The organism is Micromonospora sp. NPDC050187, from assembly GCF_044459745.1.
GTDB lineage: Bacteria > Actinomycetota > Actinomycetes > Mycobacteriales > Micromonosporaceae > Micromonospora.
The window spans coordinates 112,393-135,878 of the sequence record NZ_JBITJH010000002.1; the positions used below are offsets into that span (position 1 = coordinate 112,393).

Genomic DNA, 23,486 nt, shown 5'->3' on the forward strand with positions numbered 1-23,486 from the left:
CCGGCGTGTCGCCCCCGGCGTGTCGCCCCCGGCGTGTCGCCCCCGGCGTGTCGCCCCCGGCGTGTCGCCCCCGGCGTGTCGCCCCCGGCGTGTCGCCCCCGGCGTGTCGCCGTACGACCGGCGTTTCCCCGCCGTCGCACCGGCGTTCACCCCGACCGGTCCACCACCAGATGCCGACGCAGCACCGCCCGCGCCACCTGCGGATGCTCACCGGCCAGCAACCCCGCGGCGGCCAGCACGTACGCGCCGTCCACCACCGCCCGCGCCGCCCTCGGCACCGCCCACCCACCCGCGTGGTCACCCAGCACCGCCGCCAACACCCCGGCCGCCTCCACCGCCGGCGCATGCCGCAGCACCCCACCCGAGCCGACCAGCAGCCGCACGTCCCGCAGATCCCGCCCGGACCGTTCCCCCGTCGCCGCGCCCCGCGCATGCCGACGCACCGCCACCGTCGCCGCCAGGGCCGCGATCCGCCCCTCCACCGCCCGCTCCACGGGCGACGACGGCAGGAACCCCGGATCAGCGGCCCGCGCCGCCGCCACCGCCGTCAACTCCTCCTGCCCGACCGCGTCGAGCAGCCGCTCCTCCACCGCCGCGCGCACCACCCCCGGGGCGCTCCACCGCATCCCCAGGTCCCCCTCCACGGTCCGCGCCCGCCACAGCGACCCCGCCACCTCCCGACCCGGCCCGTCGGCCCGCTCGTCCGGCGTCAACACCGAGTACACGTCCGTGGTGGCCCCACCGACGTCCACCACCACCAGGTCCCCGCCGACCGTGTCGGCGAGCACCTCCACCCCCGTCAGCACCGCGTCCGGGGTGGCCGCCCGCACCAGCCGCGCGAAACGCGGCCCCCGCGACAGACGCTTCCCGCCGATCACGTGCCGCAGGAACACCTCCCGGATCGCCGCCCGCGCCGACGACGGCGCCAGCACCCCGATCCGCGGCAGCACGTTCTCCGCCGCCGTCACCGGCACCCCCGCCCCGGCCAGCAGCGCGCACAGCTCGTCGCGCACGTCGACGTTCCCGGCCAGCACCACCGGCACCCGCCACCGGGCCCGCGCCAGGCGCGTCGCGTTGTGCGTCAACGTGTCCGCATCCCCGCCGTCGGTGCCGCCCACCAGCAGCACCACGTCCGGGCGGGCCGCCCGCAACGCCGACACGTCCGCCCCACCGAGCCGCCCCGCCGCCACGTGCACCACGTGCGCGCCCGCCGACAACCCCACCCGCCGGCCCGCCTGCGCCGTCACCAGGAGCTCGTAGCCGACCACCGCCAACCGCAACCCGCCGCCGGCCGACGAACACACATACCACGGCACATCCCCGCCGGCGTCCAACCCGGCGGTGGCCGCCGCCACCGCCGCGTCCAGGCCGTGCAGCACATCCGTGCCCACCGTCGTCGGCGCCGCCGCCGACCCCACCAGCAGCCCACCGTCGAGGTCCACCACCCCGACCTTCGTCCACGTGGACCCGACGTCGGCGCAGACCGCCAGAGTCACGCCGCCGCCGGCACGACCACCGTGCCCGTCGCCGTCACCGCCACGATCGGCTCCGCGAGAACCTCCGCCGCCGACTCGCCCCGATCCGGGCGGCCCCGGCACACCACCCGCGCCACGAAGTCGATCGTGCGGCTCCGCGTCCCCACCCGCGTCACCGTCGCCGACACCTCCAGCACGTCCCCCGCCCGCATGGCACTGCGGAACTGCACATCCGAGTACGACGCGAACAACCCCTCGTCGCCGTCCGTGCGGATACACACCTCCGTCGCCACGTCCCCGAACAACCCCAACGCGTACGCCCCGTCGACCAGGTTCCCCGCGTAGTGGGCATGCGAGTACGGCACATACCGGCGGTGCGTCACCGTCAACCCGACCCGCGAATCACTCATGCTGCCGCCCTCCTGTTCGTCACCAACGCGTGCACCAGGAAACTCGCCACCTCACCCGGCGTGGTGCCCCGCCCGAAGATCCGATCCACCCCCAACTCGGCGGCCATCGTCTCGTCGAACCGCGGCCCACCCACCACCAGCAGCGGACGCCGCCCCGCCGGCATCGCCTCCCGGAACGCCGCCGTCATCTCCCGCGTGTTGTGCAGATGCGCGTCCCGCTGCGTCACCACCTGCGACACCAGCACCGCGTCCGCCCGCTCCACCCGGGCCGCCTCCACCAACTCCGGCACACTCACCTGCGCACCCAGATTGGTGACCTTCAACTCCCGGTAGTACTCCAGGCCCTTCTCCCCCGCGATGCCCTTCACGTTCAGGATCGCGTCGATACCCACCGTGTGCGCGTCCGTGCCGATACACGCCCCCACCACCGACAGCTTCCGCCGCAACCGCCGCTTCACCACCGCGTTGACCTCCCGCGCCGACAACAACGGAAAGTCCCGCTCCACCACCTGCACCGCCGACACGTCCACCAGATGGTTCACCCGCCCGTACACCACGAAGAACGTGAACCCGTCCCCCATCTGCTTCGCGTGCACCAGCATCGCCGGATCGATGCCCATCTTGTTCGCCAACTGCACCGCCGCGCCCTCGCCACGCTTGTCGTGCGGCACCGGCAACGTGAACGACACCTGCACCATCCCGTCACCGGTGGTGTCCCCGTACGGCCGCACGACCGTCTTCTCGCTCATGCCGGCTGCTCCAGGATGTCCGTCGCCGGGTTGTAGTAGTCCGCCTCGTGCGCCGCCACCCCGTCCAGACCCTTACCCCGGTCCGCCGGACGCCGCATGATCCCGAACGTGCCCTCGGCGATCGCCGTCAACAACGACTGCTCCCCGATCCGCTCCAACAACTCCACCGCCTCACCGAGCACCCGGTTGGCCCGCTGCTGGATGAACCCACCCGGCGACGGCACGAAGTCCTCGTGCAGACCACCGGCCGCCCCGAGGACGTAGCGGACGTTCTGCAACGCGATGTCCCGATCCGACAACCACGGCGTCACCACCGCCTCGGTCATCATCCCCACCAACAGAATCCCCTGCCCGGTCATCGTGCCCACCAGGTTGAAGAACCCGTCCAGCAGATTCCCCCGGAACACGTCCCCCGTCATGTGCTTCGTCGGCGGCATCCACTTCAACGGCGCATCCGGAAACAACTCCCGCGCCAACAACGCGTGCGCCAACTCCAGACGGAACGACTCCGGCACATCCGGATTGATCTCGAACGCGTGCCCCAACCCCAACTGCCAGTCCGCCAACCCCGCCTCGTGCGCGAAGAACTCGTTCAACAACTGCGACACCGTCACCGTGTGCGCCTCGTCCACCGCGTCCGCCGTGGTCAGGTAGTTGTCCTCACCGGTGTTAATGATGATCCCCGCCCGCGCGTGCACCTGCCGCGAGAACCGCTGGTCCACGAACGTCCGCACCGGATTGATGTCCCGGAACAGAATCCCGTACATCGAATCGTTGAGCATCATGTCCAGCCGCTCCAGGCCAGCCAACGTCGCCATCTCCGGCATGCACAACCCCGACGCGTAATTCGTCAACCGCACATACCGGCCCAACTCCTTCGACGAGGAATCCAGAGCCGCCCGCATCAACCGGAAGTTCTCCTGCGTCGCGTACGTCCCCGCGAACCCCTCCCGCGTCGCCCCCTCCGGCACGTAGTCCAACAACGACTGCCCCGTCGACCGGATCACCGCGATCACGTCCGCACCCGCCCGCGCCGCCGCCTGCGCCTGCGGAATGTCCTCGTAGATGTCCCCCGTCGCCACGATCAGATAAATCCACGGCCGCCGCGCCGGATCCCCGTACCGCCCGACCAGCCGCTCCCGCTCCACCCGACGCCGGTCGATCCGCCGCACCCCCGCCGCCACCGCCCGACGCGCCGCCCGACGCGCCGCACCCGCCGCCTTCCCCGACGGCACCACGAACCGCACCGACCCCGCCGCCGCCTTCTGCGCCAGCAACGTCACATCCGCGATCTGCTCCCGCGCCATGGCGTCGAACACCGGCACCGCCACCCCGTGCCCCAACCCCACGTCCGCGACCACCGCGTCCACCAGACGGTTCACCCACGGAATCCCATCCGGATCCGCCCCGGCCACCCCCGCCAGCCGCAACACCGCCCGCTCCACCGACACCGTCGTGTGGCTACGCGCCAACTCCACCACCGGCTGCCCGGCCCGACGCGCCAACTCCCGCGCCCGCGCCACCAACCGCGGATCGAGATCAAGCTTTCCCGTCACGACGACCCTTCCTCATAGATCACCTCGCCGCGCAGCACCGTGCGCCGACACACCGGCAACGGCGTCGGATCCCCCGGCCCCCGCACCTCCGGATCCGCCGCCTGCAACACCGGCAACCCCCGGTCCACCCCCGCCGGCGTCGACCACACCGCGAACGTCGCCGGCGCACCCAACGCCAACACACCCTCGCTGTCCAGATGCACCGCCCGCCAACCACCCCGCGTGTGCGCCGCGAACGCCGCCCGCACACTCATCCGCTGCGCCGCATTGTGATGCGCCGCCGCCGCCCGCACCGAACCCCACGGATCCAACGGCGTCACCGGCGAATCCGACCCGAACGCCAACGCCACCCCGACCGAATGCATCGCCCCCATCGGATTCGACGCCAACGACCGATCCAGACCCAACCGCGACTCGTACATCCGCCCCGCGCCACCCCACAACCGGTCGAACGCCGGCTGCATCGACGCCACGATCCCGAACTCCACGAACCCGGCGATCAACCGCCGACTCATGATCTCCGCATGCTCCACCCGGTGCCGCGCCGCCCGCAACCGATCCACACCCAGCCGCTCCGCCGCCCCCGCGAACCCCGCCAACACCGTGCCGATCGCCGCGTCACCGATCGCATGGAACCCACCCTGCAACCCGTGCGCCGCACAGTCCAACAGATGATCACGCACCTGCTCCGCCGTCAGATACCCGTGCCCACACGACCCCGACCGCGAATCCCGGTACGGCTCCGACACGAACGCCGTCCGCGACCCCAACGCCCCGTCCGCGAACAGGTCACCCCCGGCACCCACCGCCCCCAACTCCCGGGCCCGCGCCGCACCACCCAACTCACCCCAGTACCCGTACACCTCCGGCACCCCGACACCGGACAACGCCAACAGACCCGTGAAATCCTCCTCGTCGGAGATCTCCGGACCACCACACTCGTGCACCGCCGCGATCCCCAACGACGCCGCATGCGCCAACGCCGCCCGCTGCGCCGCCACCCGCTGCGCCCGCGACACCGACGCGAACGCCGCCGCCCGCACCACGTGATGCGCGTCCCGACGCACCCAACCCGACGCGTCGTACCCCGCCGCCGACACCACCTCAGGACACGCCGCCAGCATCGCCCGCGACACCAACGCCGAATGAATCGACGCCTGCGACAGATACACCCGCCGACCCCCGGCCGCCCGGTCCAACGCCACCGCGTCCGGCAACACCGGATCCGCCCAGGCCGACTCGTCCCAGCCGTGCCCCAACACCACCGCGTCACCCGGCAGACCCGCGGCGAACCCCGCCACCGCGTCCAACACCCCACCCGCCGACCGCACCCCGGACAGATCCAACCCCGACAGCACCAGACCCGTGTCCGTCGCGTGCACGTGCGCATCCACGAACGCCGGCGTCACCAACGCCCCGTCCAGATCCACCACCCGGTCCGCCGACGGCGCATCCGCCACCGACCCCAACCAGGCGATCCGCCCGTCCCGCACCAACAGCGCCGTCGCGCCAGGATCCGCCGGACAGTGCAGCACACCACCGCGGTACAACGTCGAGGGGTTCGTCATGGCCCTTATCCTGCCGCCAGCCGCGCCTCGAACAGCCCCCGCACCCCCGGCTCCGACCGCACCAGATCCAACGCCAACTCCGCGTGACCCGGCACGTAACCGTTCCCCACCAGCATCGTCACGTCCGCAGCCAGACCCTCCGCCCCCAACGCCGCCGCCGCGAAACTCGTCGCCATCGAGAAGAACACCACCGTTCCCCCGTCCGCCGTCGCCAGGACCGCCCCGTGCTCACACCCCGGCACGTCCACGCACACCACCGTCACGTCCGCCGGCACCCCCAACGCCGTGGTCACCGCCGACGACAACGCCACCGGATCCCGCGCGTCGGCCAACGCCACCTCCGAGGCCAAACCCGACGCCACCAACGCGTCCCGCTCCGCCACCACCGGCACCACCCCGACCGTACGACCGGCACCCGCCCGCCGCGCCGCCGCCAGCGACAACGAACCGCTCTTCCCCGCGCCCCCCACCACCGCCACCGACACCGGCCGCGGATCCCCGTCCCGCCCCCGCCGCGCCACCTGCTCGGCCACCACCCGCGCCGTCAACGCCGGCGCCCCACACACGTCCAGCACCGCGAGGGACAACTCCGGATCCAGGTCCGCCGGCAACACCGCCGCGATCGACCGCGCGAACAGGATCGCCCACCCGTCACACGGCACCTGCTCACTGCGCCCGTCCCACCGGGCCAGACCATCGGTCACCACCAGCGGCGTCAACGTCAACGACACCAACGTCGCCACCCGGTCCCCCGACCGCAGCCCCAACGGCGACCGCCGCCCCGCCTCCTCGACCGTGCCGATCAACATCCCACCCGACCCGGTCACCGGATTCTGCATCTTCCCGCGCTGGGAAATGATCTCCAGAACCTCGGCGCGCACCTTCTCGCCGTCACCGCCGTGCTTCTCCGACAACTGTCGGAAACTCGCCGCGTCCAGATTCAGCCGCTCCACCCGGATCCGCACCTCGTTCGGCGCGATCTCCCGCGCGGCGTCCAACCGCCACGCCGCCTGCGGCAGCACCCCCGCCGGCTCCACGACGCGATGCAGACCAACCGGTGACGTCACGGCACCCCTCCCCCTGCCCAACCGCCCGAACCCCCGGCCAGGGGCTCGCGTAACGGGAAAACTTACGGCAGACTAATTTCTCGACCGCAGATTTTCCAGTAGCCTTCGGGGCTGCTGTGGCAGCACAACCGCACCGAGGAGGGTTCGTGACACCGACACAACCACTGGCGACGGCCACCCGTCCCACCCCGGTCGCGCCACCTTCCGCCGGCCAGCCCTACGAATACCGCCGCGCCCCACTCGTCGAACCCGACTGGACCCGCTTCCCCGGCTGGCGTCACGTCACCCGCGACCAGTGGGAATCCGCGCAGTGGCAACGCGTCAACTGCGTCAAGAACATCAAGCAGCTCCGCACCATCCTCGGCGACACCGTCGACGAGAGCTTCTACGCCGACCTCACCGCCGATCAGCACGCCCTGGCCACCATGTCCATGCTGGTGCCACCCCAGATGCTCAACACCATGGTCCCGTTCGCCCCGATGACCACCGAGGCGTTCCTCGCCGATCCCATCCGGCGCTACATGATCCCCGTCGCCTCCGACCGGCGCACCGACTGGCCCTCCCACCCCTACGCCAGCCGCGACTCACTCCACGAACACGACATGTGGGTCGCCGAGGGCCTCACCCACCGCTACCCCACCAAGGTCCTCGCCGAACTGCTCTCCACCTGCCCGCAGTACTGCGGCCACTGCACCCGGATGGACCTCGTCGGCAACTCCACGCCCGCCGTCGACAAACTCAAGCTCACCCTCAAGCCCGTCGACCGCTACGACGCCCACATCACCTACCTCAAGGCCCACCCCGGCGTCCGGGACGTCGTCGTCTCCGGCGGGGACGTCGCCAACGTCCCCTGGCGCAACCTCGAGTCCTACCTGATGCGCCTGCTGGAGATCGAGACCATCCGCGACATCCGGCTCGCCACCAAGGCCCTCATGGGCCTACCCCAGCACTGGCTCCAGCCCGACGTCGTCGAGGGCCTCGAACGGGTCGCCCGCACCGCCGCCCGACGTGGCGTCAACCTCGCCATCCACACCCACGTCAACCACGCCCAGTCGCTGACCCCGCTGGTCGCCCGGGCCGCCCAGACCGCCCTCGACGTCGGCGTCCGCGACGTCCGCAACCAGGGCGTCCTCATGCGCGGCGTCAACGCCACCGCACCCGACCTGCTCGACCTCTGCTTCGCCCTCCAGGGCGAGGCCGGGATCCTGCCGTACTACTTCTACATGTGCGACATGATCCCCAACGCCGAACACTGGCGGGTCCCGGTCTGGCACGCCCAGCAGCTCCAGCACGACATCATGGGTTACCTGCCCGGCTACGCCACCCCACGGATCGTCTGCGACGTCCCGTTCGTCGGCAAGCGCTGGGTGCACATGCTCACCGAGTACGACACCGAACGCGGCATCTCGTACTGGACGAAGAACTACCGCACCTCCATCGAGCAGGCCGACCTGGAGGCGCTGGACAAGCGGTACGCCTACTACGACCCGATCGACACCCTGCCCGAGTCCGGGCAGGCGTGGTGGACCACCCACCGCGTCGACGACTGACCCACCCGACCTCCGCCCCCGCCCCCGCCCCCGCCCCCGCCACTCCGTCGATCATGGAGTTGTGGCGCCTGATTCAGGGCGGTTGTGGGGTTGGGGCGGTGCCCGAAGTTCATGATCGAGGGGGTCCGGGCAGTTGCCGGGACCCCCTCGAGTTGTGTCGAGTTATCGGACGTCGGTCACTTCGTGAACGCGTCCCGCACGTCCCGACCGGCGTCCTTGACGTGCTCGCCGGCCTGACGGGCCTGCGCCTCGGTCTGCTGCGTGGTTCCCTCGGCCCGTAGGCGCTCGTTGTTCGTGGCGCCGCCGATGCGTTCCTTCGCGGCACCGGTCAGCTCGTCGGCCTTGTTCTTCGCCTTGTCGGTGAAGCTCACGTCCACCACTCCCTCCGGCTGCTCCGGCCCCTCGTCGGGCCTGTCCATGGTCTTGCCCCGTCGGTGGCAGTGGAAACATTCCTGTGCGGCGTGGCACACCCCGCGTAGGGCATCCTAGGAAGATAGGTTGAGGGTCGACGTGCTCGCTCCGGCCGCCAGTGGTTGACTGGCCCGATGGGAGAGCTCCTGCTGATCCGGCACGGCGAGACCACCTGGAGTGCCGCCCGTCGGCACACCTCGTACACGGACCTGGAGCTGACGCCGGACGGCGAACGACAGGCCGCCGCGCTGCGCGACCGGCTCGCCGGACGCCGTCTCGCCACCGTGCTGGCCAGCCCCCGCCGCCGCGCGCTGCGCACCGCCGACCTCGCCGGTCTCCGCGTCGACGACGTCGACGACGACCTGACCGAGTGGCACTACGGCGCCTACGAGGGGCGCACCACCGCCGAGATCCGCGCCGAGCGCCCGGACTGGGTCATCTGGCAGGACGGCTGCCCCGACGGCGAGTCACCCGACCAGGTCGGCGCACGCCTCGACCGGGTGCTCGCCCGGGTCACTCCCCTGCTCGACTCCGGAGACGTCGCCCTGGTCGCCCACGCGCACGCCCTGCGGGTGCTCGGCGCCCGGTGGATCGGGCTGCCCGCCGCCAGCGGCGGCCGGCTGCGGCTCGACACCGCCAGCGTCAGCGTCCTCGGTCACGAGCACGGACGGCAGGTCATCCTCAGCTGGAACGCACGCTGAGACCGACTCGACGCGGCAGGGGTGTCCCCCAGTCGGCGCCCTACAGACCGATGCGCGGCGTCCGCTTCTCGTACGGGGTGGACAGCACCACCGTCGTCCGGGTGGTGACGTTCGCCGCCGTCCGGATCTCCTGCAACAGGCGCTCCAGGTCGGCCGGACCGGCCACCCGCACCAGGAGCAGGTAGAAGTCCTCCCCCGCCACCGAGTAACACGAGTCGATCTCCGGCAGGTGCGCCAGCCGCTCCGGGGCGTCGTCCGGCTGGGACGGGTCGAACGGGCGGATCGCCACGAACGCGGTCAACGGCAGGTCCAGCGCCTCGAACGACACCTGTGCCGCGTACCCCTTGATCACACCGCGTTGCTCCAGCCGCCGCACCCGCTGGTGCACGGCGGACACCGACAGCCCGACCCGCTCGGCCAGCTCGGTGTACGACAGCCGGCCGTCGACGGTCAGGGCGGCGACGATGGCGCGATCGGTCTCCTCCACGCTGGCAACCTACCGGGAAAACCCTCTCCCGGCGACGACGTCGCACCGTGGCGTCCGGTGCGTCACACTCCGGCCGGACGCCACAGTGGACGGCTGGTCAGCCCTTGGCCAGGGCGCGGGAGATCACCAGTCGCTGGATCTGGTTGGTGCCCTCCACGATCTGGAGCACCTTGGCCTCCCGCATGAACCGCTCCACCGGGTGGTCGGCGACGTACCCCGAACCACCGAGCACCTGGACCGCGTCGGTGGTCACCCGCATCGCCACGTCCGTGGCGAACAGCTTCGCCTTGGCCGCCTCGATCGAGTACGGCCGGCCGGCGTCGCGCAGCCGGGCCGCCGCCAGGGTCAGCGCCCGTGCCGCCGAGATCTGGGTGGCCAGGTCCGCCAGCAGGAAACCCATCCCCTGGAAGTCGACGATCGCCCGGCCGAACTGCTGACGCTCGCGGGCGTAGCCGACCGCGTAGTCCAGTGCCCCCTGGGCCAGCCCCACCGCGCAGGCGGCGATGCCCAGCCGGCCCGAGTCCAGGGCGGACATCGCGATGGTGAAGCCGGTGCCCTCCCCGCCGACCAGCCGGTCCGCCGACACCCGCGCGTCGTCGAAGGCGATCTGCGCCACCGGCGAGGAGCGCAGCCCCATGGTCCGCTCGACGGCCTGCGGCGTGATCCCCGAGGTTCCCGCGTCCGCCAGCAGGCAGGAGATGCCCTTCGCGCCCGGCCCCCCGGTGCGGCAGAACACGTTGTAGAAGTCGGCGCTGTGCGCGTGGGTGATCCACGCCTTGGTCCCGGAGACGACGTAGTCGTCGCCGTCGCGGGTCGCCCGCGTGGTCAGCGACGCCGCGTCCGAGCCGCCCTGCGGCTCGGAGAGGCAGTACGCGCCGAGCAGCTCCCCGCCGAGCATGTCGGGCAGCCGCTTGCGCAGCGCGTCGCTGCCGTACTGGGCGACCGGGAAACAGGCCAGGGTGTGCACGCTGACCGCCTCCGCCACCGCGAGCCAGCGGCTGGCCAGGATCTCCAGCACCTGGAGGTAGACCTCGTACGGCTGGGCCGCCCCGCCGTACTCCTCGGGGTAGGGCAGGCCGAGCAGGCCGGCCCGGCCGAGGGTGCGCAGCACCTCCCGGGGGAACTCGGCGCGTGCCTCGAAGTCGGCGGCCCGGGGCGCGAGTTCCCGGTCGGCGAGTTCGGTGGCGAGCTCCAGCAGGTCGTGGGCCTCGTCGGTGGGCAGGATCCGGTCGACAGTCATGGTGCGGTGCGCTCCGTGGGGTGGGGGTGAGCCGGTACGTGCCAACCGCCGTGCGGCGGGCGCGCGGGTCGCGGACCAACGTGAGCGCCGAGCGCGCCCGACCCGCAGGGAGCCGGTACGCGGCGCGTGGCGGACCACCGGTTCGGCGAAACTCCCTCGCGCGCGCCCACCCCGCCAGCTTAACGGTCGTTCGGGCCACTCGGGTCGTGCGGTCGGCCGGCCGACTCCGGCACGGTGGCGACCGGACCGCCCTGCCCGGGTACCGCGTCGACCGGAGGTCCGACGTACGCCCGGGCGACGCGAGGTCCGCCCGGACCGATCGGGTGCCAGCGGTGGCGGGCTGCGGACGGTACGTCCCGGCGATCCCGGCCAGGAGCACCGCGCTCACCGCGTACGTGGCGGCGTTGGCCAGGAACGGCACGCTCGCCGCCAGCACGAACAGCAACCCGCCGAGCGGGTTGGCGACCATGCCCTGGGCCACCGTCGTGCCTCCGGAAAGCCAGCCGTTGGCCCGTTCGAGGCGGTCCCGGGGCACCACCGCCGGAACCATCGCCTGGCTCGCCGACCGGACGACGATCTCGCCGGTGTTCAGCAGGAACAGCACGGTGTAGAGCAGGGCCACCGTCACCAGGCCGGTGACGACGCAGAGACCGAGCAGCACCAGCGCGCCCACCCGCAGCCAGTCGACGACGATCATCAACCGACGCCGGTCGACCCGGTCGACGAGGACCCCGCCGGGCAGGGCGAACAGTAGCCAGGGCAGCCACGCGACCGCGAACGCCCCGGACACCACCACCGGATCGTCGGTGAGCGAGGCGACCGGCAGCGGCGCGGCGACCGTACTCAGTCCACTGCCGAGCGCCGAGGTGGTCGCCGCCGCCCACAACCGACCGAACCGTCCGTCGAGTCGTTCCCCCACCCCGCGTGTCACCGCGGGACGCTAGCAACGGACCGTGGGTGCCGGCCAAGGCTTGTCCGCCGTCGACGCTGGCCCGTCACGGCGTGGACTCGGGCGTTCCGCCCGAAGTAGATTTTCCCGTTCGCCGGCTGTATCCCGCTCCAGTGCCGGCCCCGAACCCGAGTGCGGCGCGGACCGTCCCCCTTGAAGACCGCCCGCGCCGGCACAACGGTCAGGAGCCGTCGGAGTGCGCGGGTGCCCGCTGTGCGGCGGTCGCCAGGGCAAGGATCTCGGGGGCCATCGTCGCACTGGGCGGTTCACGGCGCAGCTCACGGAGCAGCCCGACGACCATACCGACCATCACGAACAGGAACGGCAGCGCGGCGAGGATGGTCAGCGACTGGAGAGCGGACAGCCCGCCGGCGAGCAGCAGCACTGCGGCCACCAGGCCGGTCAGTACACCCCACATGGCGACCAGCCAGCTCTTCGGCTCGATGGTGCCACGTGCGGAGAGCGTGCCCATCACCACCGACGCGGCATCGGCTCCACTGACGAAGAAGAGCGCCACCAGCACCATCACCAGGATCGCCGTGACGGTGAAGAAGGGGAACTCCCGCAGGACCGCGAAGAGCGCGGCCTCCGGGCTTTCCGCCACTGCCTGCGCCAGGTCGGTGCCGCCCAGTTGCAGGTCGATGGCGGTGCCGCCGAACACCGAGAACCAGACGAAGCTGACGAGGCTCGGAATGGCCACCACCCCGAGGACGAACTGACGGATCGTCCGCCCCCTGGAGATGCGGGCGATGAAGGAACCGACGAACGGAGTCCAGGAGATCCACCAGGCCCAGTAGAAGATGGTCCAGCCCGCCATCCACTCCTCGCCGCCGAAGGCACCGGTGCGGAAGCTCATCGGAATGAGATCGTAGAGGTATCCGCCGGTCGACGCGGTGAGCGTGTTGAGGATGAAGACCGTCGGGCCCACCACGAGCAGGAAGAACAGCAGCGCCACCGCGAGCACCATGTTGGTGTTCGACAGGAACTGGATACCGCGCTTGACGCCGGTGACGGCGGACACCACGAACGCCACGGTAAGGACGGCGATGATGCCGATGGCCAGCGGCGTCGACTTCGGTACGTCCCAGAGGTTCGTCAAACCGCTGTTGATCTGGAGGGCACCCAGGCCGAGGGAGACGGCCGATCCGAACAGCGTCGCGAAGATCGCAAAAATGTCGATGGCCTTCCCCGGGCCGCGGTGCGCATGCTCCCCGATGAGCGGAAAGAACGCGCTGCTGATCAGCCCGCGCCGCCCCTTACGGAAGGTGAAGTACGCCAACGTCAGACCGACCACGGCGTAGATCGCCCAGGGGTGCAGCGCCCAGTGGAAGAACGAGTACTCCATGGCCACCCGGGCGGCCTGCTGGGAGTTCGGTTCGTTCAGACCGCGTGGCGGGGTGCCCAGGTGGGACAGTGGCTCGGCCGCACCCCAGAACATCAGGCCGATACCCATGCCGGCGCTGAACATCATCGCGACCCAGGAGACGGTGGAGAACTCCGGCTTCTCGTCGTCGCGGCCGAGCTTGATCCGGCCGTACCGACTCAGCGCCAGCCAGACCGACAGCACCACGAAGGCGGCACTGGCCAGCACGAAGACCCAGCCGAAGGCGTTGACCACCCAGTCCAGCACCGCGTCGGTGACCGACGCCAGGTTGTCGGTGGCCACGATGCCCCACAGGACGAAGAGCACGGAGACCGCGGTGGCGATGCCGAGCACCGTCCAGTCGATGCCCTCAGGGCGACCGTCTGGCGGGACTGACACGTCGCCCGGCGGCGCGGTGTCGTCCCTCGGCACGCTGGCGGCAGGCACGGTCATGGTCTGTGGACCTCCGGGGTCTCGCGGGACGCAGACCACCCTGCCGGCGCTCCGCGCCTCGGATGGCCCGCGGCTCTGTGTTTATCCACGTCAGCGAAACGACAACGGGGAACTCGCTCAACCACGGGTGTGGAACAAGCGGCAGGCGCGCAGATTCCGCTAAGGGCTCGATTCCTCCGACGTGGGTGACGATGCGGCACCACTTTGGGGGTGGAACGTGGCGATAGCCCGGCGATTCGGTGACAGTCGTGTGACACAACCGATGAGCAAGGTGATCCGAGTGGGTGAACCAGCGGCTCGGCATCCCGTCAGGTCACGCTCAGAGGGCACTGCGGCTGACGCACACCGGGCCGGACCCGCCAGGAAAGACGAGCGGTCGCACCTACCCAGCATCCACCTGCGCAGAGGGCTACGGGAAAAGCAAGGTGACCGACCACAGTTCCGCAGTGTGCCGACACCGCGTCCAGGTGCCCGCGACACCGGCAGCAGCACCCGTTCCAGCACGCCTCGGACACCTCGTGGTGGCCCTGCTCGAAGCCGAAGTCACCGCCCAGTCCACAACAGCCGGAGCCGAGGAACTCCGCGTCCCTCCCGGCGGCGGACAGCACGGTTTGGTCGGCGGCGGTGCCGAGGAACGCGTGGCGGTGGCAGTGTGTCTGTACCACGGCGTGTGCGTCCATGCGGGGCGGTTGCCGCTCGGGGCTGTGGTGGTGCAGCGGTTTCGGCGGGCGTGACGATCTGCCGCCGCAGTCGGGTGATGTCCTCGTCGGCCGGAAGCAGTTCGCGGTCGCAGCACACCGGACGGTCGGGTACGCGTACCAACCGCGCAGCCGCCGGGTAGATGTCGGCCTCTCGTCCGCCGTCGCGGAAGCGAGCAGGACACCGAGACCGATCTTGCGTGCGAGGTCGGCCAGATGGCCCTTGCTGGCGTTGGCGTCCACCCCCTGCGCCGTGGGGCGGTTCCGGTCCCGCGACGCGGGCGTACCCTGGGACGTCTGTGGCTCCGAGGGGCCCTCGATGCCCACACCGGCCGGGCGGGCCGCCTTGCCCACCTACGCGCGTACCGGCGAGCAGTCCCCGGATCCGGTTGGACACCCGGGTGGCTTCGCCGGCAAGGTCTCGTCGAAGCCGACGAGGACTTCCAGCTCGGCCAGGGTCTCGTCGCCGTTGTCGACCCGCCGCAGCGTGTGGGGCTGGGTGCGAGCGGCGTCGGCGATCACGAATGCGTCCGCGGGCGTCGGTCTTCGCGCTGCCGGGGTGCAGGTCGGCGATGCGGCGCATCGCCAGCCCGGGCAGGTAGACCACCTGATATCCGCAGGGCACGTGCGACCGATGCCAAGTCAGGAGATGTCCGGCCTCAGGGGGTCACTTCAACGGCGCATCGTGCAGCGGCCTGCCGTCTGGAGCCAACCCGACCGCGTGGTGATCACCTTTGCCGACGTCCAAGCCCAGGACGACGCCGTAGCCGCCGTGCACCAGGCCCGCCGCCACACCTCGCCACCGCCTCGGCCACAGTCAACGGCGTCGGGCTGCCGGCAGCCACGTTACGAAGAGACCAACCCCAGACGGGGCGGCCGGGTCCCTATCAGCGGTCCGCCGACGCCACCCGACCCGGCGCCCCCCCCCGAATCATCGAAACGACAGGGGCAGGAAGTCATACCGGGCCGGGCGACCGAGGAGTCTCCGGCTGAGGACAAAAAGGCAACGGGGCAGGTTGAAGCGTTCTGAAGAGATTTTTGAAACTGAAGGATGCTACCTGACTAAACTGGTCAGCCTCAGGTCCATGGCGAGAATCCAAGGTTTACACCGTTGGCTTCCCCGTAGGAGTTGACGTCGCTACTGATGGAAATCGTCTCTCCGAAGCAAACTGACCACGAGTTCGCTCCCACGCCCGACGACGGGCACTCCCACTGACCCAAGTTGCCGCCCGTGTAAACCAAGTCAAGATATGCATGCACTGAATAGAGGGTGGATCGGTTGTTGCGTACGATCACTGCCCCCTGCGCGGCAGACCCACTTGGCGACCTCACTGCGCAGACCTGCGCCGACACACCACTGACGACCGTTTCAGTGGCGCCGCAACCCCATGTGCTGGAGCTTGAAGTAATCGGATTCGTGTTGCCGTAAGCCCGCCAGGTGCCGCTTTCCACAGCGGTGGCACCGGTCACCCGTCGGCCGTCGGTCTCCGCAGCGGCGGGGGTGGCGGCTGACAGACCCATCCCAAAAGAAGCAGTGACGGCGGCAGCCAATACCGCAACCCTCCGGGAAGTTCGCACGTTGGTCACCCTGAATCCTTCCTGCGATCCCTCGCGAATGCACGACATAACTGAAACTGGAGGCTATGGCAGCATTGCCGGGTTCGCAAGTCGAGTTGTTCACATTGACTCTGATCTTTAACATGAATCCAGCCTGCGAGCCGCTGTTCACTGCCACCTCGACGGCTGCCCACCCAGGGATCGGTCACCTTGGAAGCAGCAACTCTCTCCACCCCTGCGGGCGCCACTGCGTGGATCTCCGCGCTTGACCTGGGTGTGATCCGTTGGACAGGACGTCGATCCTGTCCAGGAAGGACACGTCGTGGCAGACAAGAAGGACGTTGAGTCCTTTTCATCGTCATGGGCCTGGTCACGGTGGGCGCCGCCTCGGGAACAGCCACGCTGCTACGAGATTCTCGGCTTCCGCACGACAGTCGCCCTACTGACTGGGGCACACCGCCGCCGCCCCGCTGCTTAGCGAGGGAGAGCCGGGGCACCGGCACCGGGACGTCCGCTTCCCGCCGACCCTGGTGGTCCACTCCTCCACCGCCCGACCGCCTTGACCTGCGGCGAGGGAACCGGAGCAGACCGGACCTACAGGGAGATTGAAATCATCATCGCCGATACCTGAACACATCGCCGAAGTCGGTCCTACACCACCGGGGACCGACAGCGCTACGGCGTAACGCACAGCTCCATTGTCGACTTTGCGGAGGATCAAGATCCGGTCGCGTTTGTAGGGTGAGCCGCGCTGCCCGTCCACCCCAGAGGGATGCCCCATGCGTCTGCTCGCCGTACCCGTCCGAATCGACGCACTGTGGCTCCCGGCCCAGCGGACCGTCGCCGGCCCGGTCGCCGACTTCACCCGACTGCCCTACCGTGACCCGGTCACCGGGCGGGACGTCCACCCCGACCAGCCCTTCCTCAGCGACGGGATCCTCCCCGCCCCCTTCGAGGAGGAACTCACTCTCCAGGCCGGGGTCCACCTGCACTGGGCCCTGCCGGACGCACTGACCCGCCTGGTCCACGGTCCGCAGGGGGTGCAGCCGCCCCGGGTACCCGACCGGTGGCTGGTCACCCGCACCGACCCCGACGGCCGGCGGGCCCGGTGGGTGGTGGAGAGCGACGCCCTCACCGACGAGTCGCCCGCCTCGGTGGCCTACCCCCTCTCCCCCGCCGACCCCCCGGGCCCCTCGGGTCGGCCCTGGCGCCGGCTCGGGCGGGTCCTGCCCCTGAGGGCCTGGCCGGGGCCGGAGACCGACCGGGTGGCCCGGCTGACCGCCCTCGGGTACGGGGAGCCCACCTTCGCCGCCTTCTACCCCAACTCGGCCAGCGTCTTCGGGTTCTTCGACCCCCAGTCGGGCACCCGACGCCCGGCCGGTACCCGGTACGACCTGCTCGGCTGGTACTCCTCCCCCGCCCTGGACGAGCTGACCGGCACCCTGGCCCGGCCGGGTACCGGCACCTGGGCCCAGCGGGTGGCCGACGAGCTGGGTTGGGCGGCGGGGCCCGAGGGGGCGGCCCCGGAGCGGATGGTCTGCTTCGGCCGGCTGACCCTCGACCCGGAGGGGGAGCTGTCCCTGCTCGAAACCCGGACCACCGAGACCGGGGTCTACCTCGCCGACAGCGCCACCGAGGCCCTCGCCGCCCATCTGGGGGCGGAGCTGCCCGGGGTGAGCGCCGACGAGATGGAGCAGCTCCTCGAGGCGATCGACCTCGCCGAACACCTGGAGACCGCCACCCTGGACCTGCCGGAACGGCTCGCCGAGGCCCGGCACACCGCCGCCTTCACCCCGGTCGCCGCCGGGACCCGCTGGACGGTCCGGCCCCAGGACGCCGTCCCCGGCACCGACCCGGCGATCCTGCTCGCCGCCGCCGGCCCCGCCGGCCCCGCCCCGGTGGGGGCCGCCCCCGCCCGGGAGCTGGCCGACCTGCCGCCCGAGCTGGGTGACCTGCTGGTCGCCCTGAACGCGGCCCAGGCCGCCCACGAGGGGGCCCAGGCCCAGGCCACCGGGCTGCGGCAGCGTCTCTTCGCCGACTGGCACCGGTACCTGACCTGCGCCTACCCGCCCCCGGAGAACCGGACGGACTACCCCGACCCGGACCTGGCGGCCGCCTACCTGCAACGGGAAATGGCAACCCTGGACGCCCTGCTCGCCGAGACCGGGGAGTTCCCCCCGACCGGGCGGGGAGACACCCTGGCCCACCGGCTGGCGGCGGCCCGGGAGGCGGTGGAGGCGGTGGTGGCCCGGGTCAACGCGGAGCTGCCGGAGGGGGCCGGCTACCGGCTCCAGCAGCTCCCCGACGAGGCGTACCAGGTGCCCAACGAGCCGGTGGTGCTGCTCACCGGCACCGAGGCCACCGGGTCGGACCGGTACGGAAGCGACGACGAGCACCCGGAGGGCCTGCTGCCCTGTCTGGTGGTGGAGGCCCCCGGGGCAACCGGGGACCTGACCGACGCCGAGGGGGTCGCCGCCGCCGGCGACCTGCTGGACACGGTCCTCGCCGGGCTGACCGAACCCCATCCGGCGCTGCGCCGCTGGACCGGCCAGCCCTGGCACCCCCTGCTGCTGCACTGGGAGGTGGAGTTCCTGCCGGCCGCCCCCGGGACCAACCTCGACCCCACCGACCGGGACTACGACCCCGAGGTGGTCAGCCTCAACTACCGGCTCCCGCCCGGGGAGGTCGAGCTGGCGGCCCGCCCCGGGCACCGGCTCACCGAACGGGCTGCGGTCACCTACAGCGGCAGCACCGTGCTCTCCACCGCCACCCGCCCGCTGCTCTCGGCCCGGATCCTGCGGTACCTCGCGGGCGGCCCCCTGGCCCGGTACAACGAGGAACGCACGGCCGCAGGGCTGGGGCTCCTCACCCCGGAGCAGGTGACCGGGGATCCCGGGGCCCTGCTCGCCTGGTGCGCCGACCAGTCGGCCGACCCCCGGTTGGGGACCCTCGCCGCCGCCTACGCTCACCTGGCCGAGCACGAGGGGAGCAACCTGGCCCAGAGCCTGGGCGGGTTCAACGACGCCCTGCTGATGCGCCGGCTGACCCGCCAGCTCCCCATCCTCGACCCCCTCGGTTTCCCCGCCGGGCAGCTCCTCGCCGAGCAGGTGCGGGACCGGGTCGGGGAGCAGAACCGGCAGGCCCCGGTGCCCCTGGCCGACTTCAACCCCCTGCGGGCCGGCTGTCTGCGGCTGCTGCGGCTGCGGGTGGTGGACTCCTTCGGGGTCGGGCACGACCTCTCGGTGGACCAGCCCGCCGCCACCACCCGGCTACGGGTACCGGACCGGCCGGGCTGGATCGCCCTGCCGCCCCGGGTGGCCCAGCCGGCCCGACTGCGGTTGCGGCTGCTCGACGCCGAGCACCCGGGCCGGCCGGTCAGCGGCCTGGTGGGGTCCTCCCCGGTCTGCGGGTGGCTCTTGCCCGACCTGCTCGACGACGGGCTGCGGGTGCACACCGCCGGCGGGGAGTGGCTGGGCAGCCTCCTTCCCGACCCGGACCCGGACCGTCCGGCGCTGGCCCGTTGGCTGGCCGCCCCCACCGGGGGCGTTCCCGCCGTGGAGCAGATCACCAACCCCGGACTCCGGGCCGTCGTCGACCGACTGCGGGGGTACGGGGCCGACCGGCTCGGGGAGTTGCTCGGCTCCCTGCTCGACGCCCTCGAGGCGGTGGACGAGGAGGGGGAGGGCGGCCACCAGGTCCGGTGCCGGCTCACCGGCCGACCGATCGCGGTGCTGTGCCTGACCCTCGGGCTGGACCTGCTCGGCCCTCCCGCGATCCACCAGGACTGGAACGTGTTCCGGCAGGACCTGGGGCGTACCGGCCGGGAGACCAACGGCTTCCCGCTGGTGCGGTTCCCGGTCCGGCTGGGAGCGTACGGGCGGCTCACCGACGGGGTGCTGGGCTACTGGCGGCACGAGCCCGACGGGAGCCTCGGCACCGAGTACCACGACGTGCCCACCATGGCCGCCGCCGGCACCGACCCCCCGGTACGGCTCGCCTTCGGTCTGCCCGAGGAGACCCTGACGGTGCTCCTGGAGCCGGCCGGGGCCCTGCACGCCACCACCGGCATCCTGCCCACCGTCTCGGTACGGCTGGACCCCGCCCACCACCACGACGCCCTGGCCCGCCTGGAGACCGGTTTCCTCGCCGCCCCGGTGCTGACCGACGCCGCCGGGGTCGGGCTGGTGCTGCCCGCCACCGAGCCGGGTCGCCGGTGGACCTGGCGGGAGCGGGTGGGTGCCGTCTGGACCGAGACCGAGGATCCCCCCGCTCCGAACCCGGGGTTCCCCACCGACCTGACCCTGCGGGAGGGCTGGCTCGCGCTGCCCGTCCCGACCGCACCCACCCGATGAGCCACCACCCCGGTCACCCGACCGGACCAAGGATGCGAGCGATGACCCCGATCACCCTCACCCTCACCCTCGACCAGACGAACACGATCCTGGAGGCCCTGGGTCAGATGCCCTACGTCCGTGTGTACGAACTGATCGAGGCCATCGGCCAGCAGGCCGGGGCACAGCTCCACCCGGAGGGGGTCCCGGCCGGGACCCGACCGGCCGTCCCCGGTGCCGCCGCCTCCACCGCCCCCGTCGTCCCGGGCTCCCCGGCATGAGCGCCGCCCTGCTGCTGCACTGGCAGCTCGACGACTTGGCCGCCGGCCCCCTGGTCACCGGCTCCCCCGCTGCCCCGGCCACCGGGGAGGTCGAGGGTTCCCCGCAGGTCCGCGCCGACGAACGGTTCGGCAGTTGCCTGGCCCTGGCCGGGGGCTCCGACGCGGTGGTCAGCACCTCGGGCGTGACCCGGCCGATCACCAGCATGGCGTGGGTGCGGGTGCCCCCGATGCCGTCGAACTCGATGGCCGTCGTCTTCGGCCAGTGGGGCCACTTCGTGCTCTGGCTGCACGACGACGGTCGGATCGGGTACGAGGGCTCCACGGTGAACGGGCCCTTCCGGCAGGAGACCGTCCCGGGGACCTTCACCTTCGACCGGTGGCACCACCTGGCGGTGACCAGCCAGGACAGCACCGCCCGGATCCTGCTGGACGGGGTGGTGGTGGCCGAGGACGCGATGCCGGGGCCGACCCGGCCGAGCGGGGAGAGGTTCGCCCTGGGCCGTAACCCCAACTCCGTCAGCTCCCACCTCGCCCTCACCGCCGCCCACCTGCGGGTGTACGACGCTCCCCGGTCGGTGGCCGAGATCCAGCGGGACATGGCCGGCGACGAGGCCCTGCTCGCCACCTTCGTCCGTACCCACCCCCTCGCCTTCGAGCTGGTCAACGTCGACGACCAGCCGGTGCTCTACATCGACGACGCCCCGGCGGGGCAGACCCTCACCCTGCGGGTCACCAACTCCTCCCGCCAGGACCTGACCCTCTGGTCGACCTCCGGACCCACCGGTCCCGAGAACCACCACCTCGCGGTGACCTTCCGCCAGGGGGTGCTGGCCGCCGACTCCCGGCCGGCCCTGGAGGTGCCGGGGTGGGAGCTGACCCTGACCGGCTCCACCGGCTGGCTGCGCGGACCGGAGGGGCTGACCCTGCCGGCCGGGAACTCCCTCGACCTGCGCCTGACCGGGCTGCGGGCCGACGGGGTGGGGGGCACCCGGGGCAGCCGGGTGGAGCTGGGCTACCAGCGCATGGGGTACAGCGGGGAGCCCAGCGAACTGACCGGGGCCCGGCACCAGGTGCTGGAGATCGTCAACCACCGGGGTCGACCCGACGTCCCCCTGCACCTGGGGTTCGTCGGCGGGGACCGGGTGCTCAGCGACGGACGGACCCCCGGTGACCTGCGGGTCCGGGTGGCCAACGTCTCCCGGGAGATCCCCGTGCCGCTGACCGGGGCGGACGGGACCGCCCCCACCGAACTGGTCCTCTCCTTCGAGGTGCAGGGCGACCGGGAGACCCGGGACTGGGCCCTGACCACCGCCGGTACCGCCGGCACGGTCACCCTCCGGGTCGGCGGGTCGGTTCCCGGGGTCTGGCAGGTCCACCGGGAGATGCTGGCGGACCGGGCCCAGTGGACCCTGATCCCCCAGCAGGACACGACCCTGCCCCCCGGAGGGTGCCTGGAGCTGACCCTGGAGGAGGTGCAGGGGCTGCCGGACCCCGGCCACGCCCCGGTGGTGCTGGCCTACCGCAACCTCCCCGGGTTCCAGGACGGTCAGCTCAGCGCCGCAGTGGAGCGGGCACCCCTGGTCTTCTCCGCCCGCAACGCCGGGCTGGGCACCGCCACCCCCCAGTCCCGGCTGCACATCGTGGACGACAACGGCGACGCCAACGGGGGCAGCGTCATCGTCGGCCCCACCGACCAGCCGAACCTGCGGCTGGGCTACGACACCGGGTACGCCTGGGTGCAGTCGCACGGCAGTGCCCCGCTGGCCGTCAACCCGGTGGGCAACAAGGTCGGCATCGGCACCACCGCGCCCGCGTCCCCGCTGACCGTGCAGGCGGTCTCCGAGCACCTGCAGCTGCGGCGGGAGGCCCAGAGCGGGGGCGGCGTGGTCTTCCTGGAGCTGTACCAGGACCAGACCCCGGCGGGGGTGGACGTCTACCCCAGCATCCGCTTCCACCACTCCCACAGGTTCTGGCACCGCATCGAGGGCCGCCCCGAGGGCTTCGCCTTCAAGCAGGGCGCCTCCGACGAGCTGACCGACGTGCAGACCGGGGCTCTGACGGCCAGCGCCGTGACGACCGGGGCTCTGACCGCCAGCACCGTGACGACCCCCCGGCTCCGGGCCGAGGAGGTGCACGGCGCCCAGATCGCCGCCGGCCAGTCGGTGTTCACCGCCGGCTCCGACCACCTCCAGCTCCGCCGGGAGGACCAGAGTGGGGGCGGGGTCCTGTTCCTGGAGCTGTACCAGGCCGAGACCCCGGACGGGGTGGACGTCCACCCCAGCATCCGCTTCCACCACTCCCACAGGTTCTGGCACCGCATCGAGGGCCGCCCCGAGGGCTTCGCGTTCAAGCAGGGCGGCTCCGACGACCTGAGCGACGTCCGGGCCGCCCGGGGGACCTTCCAGGCCCTGACCGTGGACGGGGTCACCATCGGCGCCCACGAGCTGCGGGCCCTGCTGCGGCTGGCCGCCGGGGAACTGGAGTTCGACCTCTACAACGTGCTGCAGGGCGAGTTCGCCTACGCGGCCGACTTCAGCCCCTTCGACAACGACCGCCGGCACGTCTTCACCTGGCGGCGCAAGGGCGAACGGGTCAGTCAGGGCCGCTGGCGGATCGCCTTCCCGAGCTGAGGAGAGCACG

General features: G+C 71.7%; 15 protein-coding genes and 3 pseudogenes. 5 read left to right on the top strand and 13 right to left on the bottom strand.

All coding sequences use genetic code 11. The features are described 5' to 3' along the window. Positions 1 to 146: 146 nt before the first annotated feature. Genes ACIBJE_RS03725 through ACIBJE_RS03750 form a run of 6 tightly spaced genes read right to left on the bottom strand, consistent with a single transcriptional unit; the run spans position 147 to position 6,825 of the window. Positions 147 to 1,496: a glutamate mutase L gene (locus ACIBJE_RS03725; protein ID WP_396742430.1), complete on the bottom strand. Its 1,350-nt coding sequence runs from the start codon at positions 1,494 to 1,496 to the stop codon at positions 147 to 149. Then, positions 1,493 to 1,885, bottom strand: coding sequence for a hotdog domain-containing protein (locus ACIBJE_RS03730; protein WP_396742432.1), 393 nt, complete (start codon positions 1,883 to 1,885; stop codon positions 1,493 to 1,495). Before ACIBJE_RS03730 ends, ACIBJE_RS03725 begins: the two co-directional genes overlap by 4 nt. Next, positions 1,882 to 2,634, bottom strand: a complete 753-nt coding sequence (locus tag ACIBJE_RS03735) for an OAM dimerization domain-containing protein (protein WP_396742434.1) — start codon at positions 2,632 to 2,634, stop codon at positions 1,882 to 1,884. Before ACIBJE_RS03735 ends, ACIBJE_RS03730 begins: the two co-directional genes overlap by 4 nt. Then, on the bottom strand, positions 2,631 to 4,190 hold the full coding sequence (locus tag ACIBJE_RS03740) for a lysine 5,6-aminomutase subunit alpha (protein ID WP_396742436.1): 1,560 nt from the start codon (positions 4,188 to 4,190) through the stop codon (positions 2,631 to 2,633). Before ACIBJE_RS03740 ends, ACIBJE_RS03735 begins: the two co-directional genes overlap by 4 nt. Then, positions 4,187 to 5,758 carry an amidohydrolase gene (locus tag ACIBJE_RS03745; RefSeq protein ID WP_396742438.1) on the bottom strand — a complete coding sequence of 524 codons (1,572 nt, stop codon included), beginning with the start codon at positions 5,756 to 5,758 and terminating at the stop codon, positions 4,187 to 4,189. Before ACIBJE_RS03745 ends, ACIBJE_RS03740 begins: the two co-directional genes overlap by 4 nt. 5 nt (positions 5,759 to 5,763) lie before the next feature. Further along, positions 5,764 to 6,825, bottom strand: coding sequence for a zinc-binding alcohol dehydrogenase (locus ACIBJE_RS03750; protein WP_396742440.1), 1,062 nt, complete (start codon positions 6,823 to 6,825; stop codon positions 5,764 to 5,766). Positions 6,826 to 6,971: 146 nt separating this feature from the next. On the opposite strand from ACIBJE_RS03750, the gene ACIBJE_RS03755 reads away from it, so the two are divergent. Continuing rightward, positions 6,972 to 8,375, top strand: coding sequence for a KamA family radical SAM protein (locus ACIBJE_RS03755; RefSeq protein WP_396742442.1), 1,404 nt, complete (start codon positions 6,972 to 6,974; stop codon positions 8,373 to 8,375). Positions 8,376 to 8,551: 176 nt separating this feature from the next. On the opposite strand, the gene ACIBJE_RS03760 is transcribed toward ACIBJE_RS03755, so the two are convergent. Further along, positions 8,552 to 8,746: a CsbD family protein gene (locus ACIBJE_RS03760; protein ID WP_396743469.1), complete on the bottom strand. Its 195-nt coding sequence runs from the start codon at positions 8,744 to 8,746 to the stop codon at positions 8,552 to 8,554. A gap of 174 nt (positions 8,747 to 8,920) precedes the next feature. On the opposite strand from ACIBJE_RS03760, the gene ACIBJE_RS03765 reads away from it, so the two are divergent. Continuing rightward, on the top strand, positions 8,921 to 9,487 hold the full coding sequence (locus ACIBJE_RS03765) for a histidine phosphatase family protein (protein ID WP_396742444.1): 567 nt from the start codon (positions 8,921 to 8,923) through the stop codon (positions 9,485 to 9,487). Positions 9,488 to 9,527: 40 nt separating this feature from the next. Here ACIBJE_RS03765 and ACIBJE_RS03770 read toward each other — a convergent pair whose 3' ends face one another. From ACIBJE_RS03770 to ACIBJE_RS03795, 6 genes and pseudogenes are all read right to left on the bottom strand, one after another. Further along, a complete protein-coding gene (locus ACIBJE_RS03770) occupies positions 9,528 to 9,974 on the bottom strand; it encodes an Lrp/AsnC family transcriptional regulator (RefSeq protein ID WP_088983981.1) in 447 nt (148 codons plus the stop codon). A gap of 97 nt (positions 9,975 to 10,071) precedes the next feature. Then, positions 10,072 to 11,214, bottom strand: coding sequence for an acyl-CoA dehydrogenase family protein (locus ACIBJE_RS03775; protein WP_396742446.1), 1,143 nt, complete (start codon positions 11,212 to 11,214; stop codon positions 10,072 to 10,074). A 367-nt stretch (positions 11,215 to 11,581) separates the two neighbouring features. After that, a pseudogene (locus ACIBJE_RS03780) lies at positions 11,582 to 12,145 on the bottom strand (MFS transporter); the annotation flags it as partial. Positions 12,146 to 12,344: 199 nt separating this feature from the next. Next, positions 12,345 to 13,979, bottom strand: coding sequence for a BCCT family transporter (locus ACIBJE_RS03785; protein WP_396742448.1), 1,635 nt, complete (start codon positions 13,977 to 13,979; stop codon positions 12,345 to 12,347). A gap of 462 nt (positions 13,980 to 14,441) precedes the next feature. Beyond that, positions 14,442 to 14,762 (bottom strand): annotated as a pseudogene (locus tag ACIBJE_RS03790) (FAD-binding oxidoreductase); the annotation flags it as partial. Positions 14,763 to 15,047: 285 nt separating this feature from the next. Further along, positions 15,048 to 15,455, bottom strand: a pseudogene (locus tag ACIBJE_RS03795) (IS110 family transposase); the annotation flags it as partial. 1,558 nt (positions 15,456 to 17,013) lie between these two features. Here ACIBJE_RS03795 and ACIBJE_RS03800 point away from each other — a divergent pair. Genes ACIBJE_RS03800 through ACIBJE_RS03810 form a run of 3 tightly spaced genes read left to right on the top strand, consistent with a single transcriptional unit; the run spans position 17,014 to position 23,476 of the window. Further along, a complete protein-coding gene (locus tag ACIBJE_RS03800; protein ID WP_396742450.1) occupies positions 17,014 to 20,586 on the top strand; it encodes a hypothetical protein in 3,573 nt (1,190 codons plus the stop codon). 41 nt (positions 20,587 to 20,627) lie between these two features. Next, positions 20,628 to 20,846: a hypothetical protein gene (locus tag ACIBJE_RS03805; protein WP_396742452.1), complete on the top strand. Its 219-nt coding sequence runs from the start codon at positions 20,628 to 20,630 to the stop codon at positions 20,844 to 20,846. Beyond that, positions 20,843 to 23,476, top strand: a complete 2,634-nt coding sequence (locus tag ACIBJE_RS03810) for a LamG-like jellyroll fold domain-containing protein (RefSeq protein ID WP_396742454.1) — start codon at positions 20,843 to 20,845, stop codon at positions 23,474 to 23,476. Before ACIBJE_RS03805 ends, ACIBJE_RS03810 begins: the two co-directional genes overlap by 4 nt. Positions 23,477 to 23,486 lie beyond the last annotated feature (10 nt).